This window comes from Pseudomonas sp. SDO5522_S412 (genome assembly GCF_054071215.1).
On record NZ_JBSVWQ010000226.1, the window covers coordinates 1 to 9,128 of the forward strand.

Here is a 9,128-nt window from a genome sequence, read left to right on the forward strand (position 1 = left end):
TGGGGCTTTTCCAAAGTGAGCCGCTGTAAGAGCGGAACCATAGGTGGCCGTTACCTAAATAACGGATATACACACCACACCACCACTCAAATCCTACGTCTACGCCCCAACTGCGGAATCCCCAAAGCAGGCACCACCTCCACCCGCTCCACCCGCTTCCCAACCACCCCCGCCAACCCCACCACCGTCGGCTGACTGAACAACGACCGGGCATCCACCTCCAACCCCGCCTTACGCAGCCGCGCCACCACCCCCACGGCCAACAACGAATGCCCTCCCAACTCAAAAAAGTGATCCTGACGCCCCACCCGATCCAGCTTCAGCACCTGCGCCCAAACCCCAGCAATCACCGTCTCCACCTCCCCCTGAGGCGGTTCATAGGCGCGACTCAACACCGCCTCCACCCCAGGCTCCGGCAACCCCTTGCGATCCAGCTTCCCCGCCGGATTAAGCGGCCACACCTCCACCCGCACAAACGCCGAAGGCACCATGTACTCAGGCAACCCCTCCACCATGTAACTGCGCAACGCCTCAAGCCCCGGCACCGCATCACGAACAGTGAAATACGCCACCAACCGCTCATCCCGAATCAACGCCGCCACCTCGCGCAATGCAGGATGCGCCGCCAACCGCGCCTCAACCTCCCCCAGCTCCAGCCGCACCCCACGCAGCTTCACCTGAAAGTCATTGCGCCCCAGAAACTCCAGATTCCCGTCCGGCAAATACCGCACCAGATCCCCCGTGCGATACAACCGATCCCCCGCCACAAACGGACTGTCGATAAACCGCTCCGCCGTCATCTGCTCCAACCCCAGATACCCGCGAGCCACGCCCACCCCGCCGATATGCAACTGCCCACTGCACCCCAGCGGCACCGGCCGATCATGCTCATCCAATACGTAAAGCCGGGTATTACTGATGGCCCGCCCAATCGGCAACTGCAACCCCGGCACCGGCGCACCCGGCTCCAGCGTCCAGGCACTGCTGTCCACCGTCGCCTCGGTCGGTCCGTAGACGTTATGCAAGCGCACCTTGGGCAATCGCGCCTGAACCCCACGGGCCAAGGCCTCTGTCAGCTCCCCACCACCGCATAAAACGTCGGTAAGGCTGGTACAAAGCGCAGACTCCTCCAGCTCCAGAAACTGCTGCAACATCGCCGGCACAAACTTGATCACGCTGACCTGTTGCTCACGAATCACCTGCGCCAGGTACGCCGGTTCACGGTGCCCATCGGGACGCGCCAGGACCAGGCGCATGCCATTGGTCAGCGGCCAGAACAGCTCCCACACCGAACCGTCAAAACTGAACGGCGCCCGCTGCAACAACGCGCCACCCTCGGCATTCGGGCACAGTTGCGAGCCCCAGTGCATCAGGTTGCCCAGGCCCCGATGCTCGATCATCACGCCCTTGGGCGTGCCGGTGGAGCCGGAGGTGTACATCACGTACGCCAGGTTGCGTACGCTCAGCCCCGGCACTCGCGGGTTGCCTTCAGGCGCCTGCTGCCAGGCGCCGTGGTCGAGGTCGATCACCGGTATCGACACCTCCCCCGGCAAATCCCGGGTCGCGCCGTGTACCAGCAAGGCGACCGGCGCGCTGTCTTGCAGCATGTAGGCGAGACGCTCGCGAGGGTAGCCCGGGTCCAACGGTACATAGGCGCCCCCCGCCTTGAGGATGGCCAGCAAGCCCACCACCAGGTCCAACCCGCGCTCGACACACAAGGCGACCCGCGAATCCGGCTGCACGCCGCGCTCGCGCAGGTGATAGGCCAGGCGGTTGGCGCGCTCGTTGAGCTGGCGGTAAGTCAGTTGCTGCTCACCGGCCTGCACCGCCACCGCGTGAGGTGTGTGCCGGGCATGGGCTTCGAACAGGGCGTGGACGGTCTGGTCCACGGGGTAGTCGGTTTCGCTGGCGTTGAAGTCCACCAGTTGCTGTTGCAGTTCGGTCGCGGGCAGCACCTGCACATCGAACAGCGGCGCCTCGGGCGTCTCCACCAATCCCGCCAGCACCGTGCCAAGGTAGTCCAGCAGGCGCTGGGCACCGACCTTGCGGGGCGCCTTGGCCTTGAGCCGGAAACCGCTGGCCAGGTCGTCCACCGTCAGCATCAGTGGGTAGCTGAGGATGTCTTCGCTGCTCAGCAATTCGATGCCGGGCTGCAGCACCTCGAGTGCCTCGACCGAGACATGCCGGTAATTCAGCAGGCTGTTGAACAGCGGTGTGACGCCGCTGCAACGCTGGGCCAACGCCAGGGACGCTTGCTCGTGGGCGAGCAAGGCGCTGAGTTGCTGCTGCGTCTGCCTGATCGCCTCGCGCACCGTCACCCCGGCCAGGCGTACCCGCAGCGGCAAGGTGTTGATGAACATGCCCAGGGCACGGTCGGCGCCCTCACCTGCTTGCAAACGCCCCAGCAGAACCGTACCAAACACCACATCGTCACGGCCCGAGACGCGACCCAATACCTGGGCCCACGCCAGATGAAACAGGCTCGCCGCGCTGACACCCAAGGTGCGGGCCTGCTCACGCAACAACTGGCCGAGTGCGTCGGGAAGCAGCACGTCGGCTTCCTCGGTGTCACGGCGATCCGCCTGGCGCTCCTGTAAACCGAAGGCCAGGGTCGGCTCGTCGACATCCGCCAGCCGCCCGCGAAAGAACGCTTCGTGCCCGGCCTGGCGTTCCGCTGACCGGGCCTGGGCGACCACGTTGCGATAGGGCACCGGCGCCGGCAATTGCTGTTGCTGGCCAAGCAGATGGGCCTGGATTTCCGCCATCAGTACTTGCGTCGATGTGGCGTCGTTCACCAGGTGATGGAAACGCAGCATGCCCACCCAACGGCGGTTCTGCCGGTCTTCGGCGTAATCCAGGGCCATCAGCGGCGCCTTGCGCAAGTCCAGTGGCCGCTGGCGTTCGCGCAGTTGTTCGAGAATTGAGTCCCCCTGGAGGGCCACCGATTGCACGTCCAGAATCGCCTTGCGCCACACCACTTGCATCGGTTGTTCGAGGGCATCCCACGCCAGGCTGGTGCGCAGGATGTCATGGCGGTCGATCACCTGTTGCAGCGCCTGGGCGAACGCTTCCAGCTGTTCACGGCGGGCAAAGCTGAACATCGCGTGTTGCTGGTACGGATCGCGCTCGTCAGTGATGTGGTGATACAGCAGGCCTTCCTGCAACGGCGCCAGCGGGTAGATCTCCTGCACATTGGCGGCGCCACCGGGGATCGCGGCGACGATGCGTTCTATCGTCGGCGGGTCCAGTTCGGCCAGCGCCAGCAGGTCCGGAGTAATCAATTGGCAACCTGCCGGAACACGGTTGGCCGGCACCTCAAGCTCGGTGCCCTGGCCGACCGCTGCCGCCAGTGCGGCCAGGGTCGGCTGGCCGAACAGCACCTGCACGTCGGCCTGCAACCCGACCTGGCGCATGTGCTGCACCAACTGGACCGCCAACAGCGAATGGCCGCCCAACTCGAAGAAATGGTCATGCCGCCCCACCCGCTCGACGTGCAGTACATCGGCCCAGATCTGCGCCAGGGCGATTTCCGTAGGCCCTTCGGGGGCTTCGTAAATTCGACTGATAAATGCATCGGCACCGGGTGCCGGCAAGGCCTTGCGGTCGAGTTTGCCGTTGGCCGTCAGGGGCAGCGCGTCCAGCTTTACGTAGGCCTGCGGCACCATGTAATCCGGCAAGCGTGATTTAAGATGGGCGCGAAGCGCTTCAATCGCAACCGGCGCGTGCTCGGTGAACCAGGCCAACAGTTGCCCCTCGCGTACCAGCACCACCGCTTCGGTGACCCCTTCATAAGCCGCCAGGGCGGACTCGATCTCCCCCGGCTCGATGCGCACGCCGCGAATCTTTACCTGGTCGTCGTTGCGGCCCAAATATTCAATATTCCCATCCGGCAGCCAACGCGCCAGGTCGCCGGTGCGGTACATGCGGCCTGGGTTGAATGGGTCATCAACGAAGCGCTCTGCGGTCATGTCCGGGCGGTTCAAATAGCCCCGCGCCACGCCTTTCCCGCCGACGTACAACTCGCCTGCAGTACCGATGGGCACCGGCCGCTGTTGCTCATCCAGCAGGTAGACCGCGGCATTCGCGATGGGTTTGCCGATGTGCAGCGCCTGCCCGGCCTCAACGAGGCCCGAGGTGGCAACCACGGTGGCTTCAGTGGGACCGTAGTTGTTGATCACCGCGAAACTGCGCGCCTGGTTGAACTGGCGCAGGCGGTCGCCACCAATCAGCAGCGTGCGCAAAGTCGGGTGTTCGATATTCTGGCTGAACGCATACTCGGCCACCGGCGTGGGCAGGAAGCATACGTCCAGTGGTTGCGCGCGCCACCAGGCCAGCAGCGCGTCGATGTCTTCGGCGCCGTCGTGGGCCGGCGGCAAGTGCAAGGTCGCGCCCACGCACAGCGCTGGCCAGACCTCCCAGGCCATGGCGTCAAACCCGAAACCGGCAACGCTGGCGGTATGGCTGCCCGCGTGCAAATCGAAGGCCTGGCTATGCCAGTCCACCAGGTTGGCCACGGTGTGGTGCTCCACCATCACGCCCTTGGGCAGGCCGGTGGAGCCCGAGGTGTAGATCACATAAGCGAGGTTGGCGGGTGTCATCGCCACTTGCGGGTTGCGCGCCAACTGCGCCGTGGCGTGATCCAGATTGATGACCGGCACGCTCAATACCGGTAGCCGTTCGAGCAAATCCGTCTGCGTCAGCACCGCCACCGGCGCGCTGTCATCGAGCAGGTAGTGCAGGCGCTCGGCAGGATGGGCCGGGTCCACCGGGACATAACAGGCGCCGGACTTGAGAATCCCCAGCAAGCCCACCAGCGTCTCCAGGCCGCGCCGGGCGACGATCGCCACACGGTCGTCGGGCTTTACCCCGAGCACCAATAGCTGCCGCGCCAGGGCATTGGCCCGTTGATTCAATTGGTCATACGTCAATCGCTGCCCCTGATACACCGCCGCCACCGCATGCGGCGTCACCGCGGCCTGGGCCTCGACGCGCCCATGCAGGGTTTGCGCTGCGGGATAGGCCTGGGCGGTGGCGTTCCAGCGTTGCAACTGCGCGGTTTCCTCGGGCGTTATCAGCGAGAAGTCAGCCAGGGGCAGCGCGGTGTTTTCCAGCCCCTGCTCCAGCACATACACCAGGCGATCGGCCAGGGCCTGCACCTCGTGTGCCTGGAAGTACGCCTCGTTGTAGACGCAGTGCAGGCACGCCGTGTCGTGGTAGCGATTGCTGCGCAAGTGAATCGCCAGCGGCAACGGCTCATGGTGGTTGGACACCTTGATCGCCCGGGCCGACGCCTGGCCGTAGCGAAATTCATGGTCGTCCTGCTCATAGGACACCGACAGGTCGAACAGTTGGCCGCGGTCGGCGCGCAGCAAACCCAGCTCGCGATTCATCTCGCTCAGCGGGAAACGTTGATGTCGGAAATCCTGCTGGAGCTGGTCGCGCACGCCACGCACCAGGGCGCTGAAAGGCAGGTCGTCGCTGAACTGCAAGCGCACGGCACTGACCTGGGTGAACAGCCCCAGGGTCGAACGAAAGCGTGCATTGGAACGGTTGAGTATCGGCAGCCCCACCACCCACTCCTGGCGCTGGCCGGTGCGGCTGAAGTACAGGTACATCGCCGCCAATAACACATGGAACGCCGACGCCTGGTAATGGTTCGCCACCCGCGCCATGCGATTGAGCAGCGCCGCCGGAAACGGTGCTACCAGGGTGTTGCTCGGTGCCTCGCCCTTGGCCTGGTAACGGCGCGTCAGCAGCGGCTCTGGCAGCGCCTGGTATTTGTCCAGCCAGTAGCTGCGGTCCCGGGCGTAACGGGCCGACTCGCGATAGCGTTCATCGTTGTCGATGAAGTCGATATAGGACGGCGCCGACAGGTCCGGCTGCCGGCCCTGCTCCAGGGCGCTGTAGATACCTGCAAGGGATTGCAGCATCTGGCCAAAGCCCCAGCCATCGAGAATCAGGTGGTGAGCCTGGGTGCCGAGGCGGTAATGCTGGTCATCGAGCTTGACCAGGAAGAAGCGGAACAACGGCTCGTCGACCAGCGCATAGGTTCGCGCCATCTGCGCCTGCAACAAGGCCTCGGCGGCCGCGCGGGGATCCGGCTGGCGCGAGACGTCATGCTGCGGCACCGATACCGCCATGGCCCCAGCAAACGCCTGCCGTGGCAAGCCATCGGCCGCCACTTGCAACACCGTACGCAATGCGTCGTGCTTGGCCACCAGGTGCTCGATGGCTCGCTGGATCAATGCGGGATTCACGGTGCCCGTGAGTTCGATATAACCCCCGATGTTGTACAGCGGCGAGTCACCGAGGCGCAGTTGGTCGAGCCAGATATCCCGCTGGGCGGCGGTCAGGGGGAAATACGTCATAAGATCCTTCTCATGTGAGGTGTCGATAAGGCGCACAACGCCCCATTGAGGCGAAATCAACGGGATTTAAGCATCGCCCCGGAGGGCCGTATGTCACCCGAAACCCGGACAGCCCGGGTACCGCGCCGGGGTTGGCTGATGGTTCAGTGCTGAAACGATTAAATGGATGTAGGAGATTGGCTACATCTGGCCGATGCCATATAGCCGGGCATGTCGAGAAAATTGAGTAAATATGTTTTATATCAACTAGTTAACAAACTCTAAAATCCTTTTACACTGCAGCTTCAGCCTATATCCCTGTCGGAAATGACGAAATAATGGCGCGCTTTTTATGGCAGGTTGTGTCCCTCGTTTCCGCTACATACGTAGGACAAATCCACGTGGCTAAATGAAGCCTCGAGCACCGACCCAGGTTCAAGGAGAACGGGAGGCCTGCACACGTACGGGCAACCGTTGACGGTTTTCGACATCAAGGATGAGATGGCTATGAGTCTGACCAGCAGTATTCGGAATATGGAAAATCCGCATTTTTATTTCGAGTTGGGAGAGTTGATTTCAAGCACCGGCACTGAACACTTCGCAGCGAACATGCTGCAACTGGTCAACAAGCTGGTACCGGTTCACTTGGTGGACCTCAGTGAATGGACCCTCGACGAGCACCAGGCCTGCGTGCTCGATATCAAGTTACTTGGCAGCGACGGGTTGAAGCAGGACCTGCCGCCACCGCGCACCCTGCATCACCGCGACGATCATCCGCTGCTGAAAAAAATGCTCGGCATGAACGACCCGCTGTTGATCCAGATGAATGCCAAGGCCGACAGCACCCACACCCGCGGCACCTCCCATCAGTGCAACCTGGTATCGCGCCAGGCCAATCGGCGCTGCGTGATTTCGTTCTACCGGCCCCACACCCAACGCGCCTTTTCCCTGGCGCAGTTGTCGTTTCTCAAGAGCCTTTCGGAAACCTTGCTGCCGTTGATCGAGCGCCACGCGCAGATCAATCGACAGGCCCCGCCGGTAGCGCCCGAGCCCTCTAAAACTCCGTTGGAGCAGTCGCAATTGCAGCGCGAATTCTATAAACGCCTGTCACTCAGTGACATCACCTTATCGGCGCGGGAACAGGAGGTTTGCCTGGGGTTGTTGACCGGCGGAACCGTACCGCAGATGGCCGAGAAACTCAGCGTGAAAAACAGCTCCATCGAAACCTACCTCAAGCGCGCGGCGGCCAAACTGGGCGTGAGTGGCCGGCATGGCCTGGCCAAATGGATGGTTGGCGCGTGATGAAAAAACTGATGCTCGGCGTGGCGTGTGTGCTTGGCGGGTGTTCGTTGATCCCGGACTATCAGCGGCCCGAGGCACCGACCCCGGCGCACTTCCCGGTGTATAACGCGGACCGGGTGGGGCCATCGGCCTCCGGGCCTGACTGGCAACAGTTGTTCCGTGACCCGGTGATGCGGCAGTTGATTGGCCAGGCCCTGGTGAATAACCGTGACCTGCGGGTGGCGGCGCTGAATGTCGAAGCGTTCCAGGCGCAGTACCGCATCCAGCGTGCCGACCTGTTCCCGGCGGTGTCTGCCACGGGTGCCGAAAACCGCCAGAAAGTCCCGCGGCGCGCCACTACCACCGGCAAGTCTGCGATCACCTCTACCTATTCGGCGACATTGGGCGTCAGCGCCTACGAGCTGGATTTTTTCGGCCGTGTACGCAGCCTCAGTGAGCAGGCGATGCTGCAATACCTGGCCACTGAAGAAGCTCGGCGCAGCGCGCAACTGAGCCTGGTGGCCAACGTCGCCAACGCTTACCTGACCTGGCGCGCCGACCAGGAACTGCTGGCCCTGGCCCGGCAGACGCTGGCCTCGGACGAGCACAGCCTGCGTCTGACGTCGCGCAGTAAAACGGCGGGCAAGGCGACGTCGATTGATGTGATCCAGGCCCGGACCAGCGTCGAAAGTACCCGGGCAAGCATTGCGCGCTACCAGCGGCAGGTGGCCCAGGACCTCAACAGCCTGGCGTTGCTGGTGGGTGGGCCGGTGCCGGATTCTTTGCCGGCACAGCCGCTGTCCGACGACCTGGTAGCCCGGGTGCCGGCCGGGTTGCCGTCGGACCTGCTGCAACGGCGGCCGGATATTGTGCAGGCCGAGTATCAGCTTCAGGCGGCCAACGCGAATATTGGCGCGGCGCGGGCGGCGTTTTTTCCTTCGGTTACGCTGACGGCCAACGCGGGCACCTCGAGTAAGGATCTGTCGGGATTGTTCCAGGGGGGCTCGGGGAGTTGGGGGTTCCAGCCGCAGATCAATCTGCCGATCTTCAATGCGGGCAGCCTGCGGGCCAGCCTGGATTACGCGAAGATTCAGAAGAACATTTATGTCGCGCAGTATGAGAAGTCGATTCAGACCGCGTTCCAGGAAGTCTCGGACGGGCTGGCGGCGCGGCAAACGTATAACGAGCAACTGGCGGCGCAGCGGGATTTTGTTCGGGCCAACCAGACGTATTACGACCTGGCTCAGCACCGGTATCGCAGTGGGGTGGACAGTAATCTGGTGTTTCTGGATGCGCAGCGGTCGTTGTTCAGTTCGCAGCAGGCGTTGATTGTTGATCGGTTGGCGCAGTTGGTGGCGGAGGTGAATTTGTATACGGCGTTGGGTGGGGGGTGGGAGGGTGATTCTGCTGGGGGTGGGGGTGGGGGCATATCCGTTTCTTCGGTCACGGCGGCTTATGGTTCCGCTCTTACAGCGGCTCACTTTGGAAAAGCCCCAAAGT

General features: G+C 63.1%; 3 protein-coding genes. 2 read left to right on the forward strand and 1 reads right to left on the reverse strand.

Annotated features, from left to right (window positions below; genetic code table 11):
- Nucleotides 1-86: 86 nt before the first annotated feature.
- Nucleotides 87-6,368 (reverse strand): amino acid adenylation domain-containing protein, encoded by a 6,282-nt coding sequence (locus ACW9I6_RS27505; protein WP_457340049.1) that lies wholly within the window; start codon nt 6,366-6,368, stop codon nt 87-89.
- Between the two features lie 486 nt (nt 6,369-6,854).
- Here ACW9I6_RS27505 and ACW9I6_RS27510 point away from each other — a divergent pair, with 486 nt between their 5' ends.
- Complete coding sequence (locus ACW9I6_RS27510; RefSeq protein WP_008430236.1) at nt 6,855-7,649, forward strand: helix-turn-helix transcriptional regulator; 795 nt, start codon at nt 6,855-6,857, stop codon at nt 7,647-7,649.
- Nucleotides 7,649-9,128 (forward strand): efflux transporter outer membrane subunit (locus ACW9I6_RS27515; RefSeq protein ID WP_457340050.1); only part of this gene is annotated, 1,480 nt, incomplete at its 3' end. The genes ACW9I6_RS27510 and ACW9I6_RS27515, both read left to right, overlap by 1 nt.

Bases quoted from the DNA above. Each gene is read 5' to 3' on its own strand.
- ACW9I6_RS27505 (WP_457340049.1), bottom strand. From the start codon at position 6,368: ATGACGTATTTCCCCCTGACCGCCGCCCAGCGGGATATCTGGCTCGAC.
- ACW9I6_RS27510 (WP_008430236.1), top strand. From the start codon at position 6,855: ATGAGTCTGACCAGCAGTATTCGGAATATGGAAAATCCGCATTTTTAT.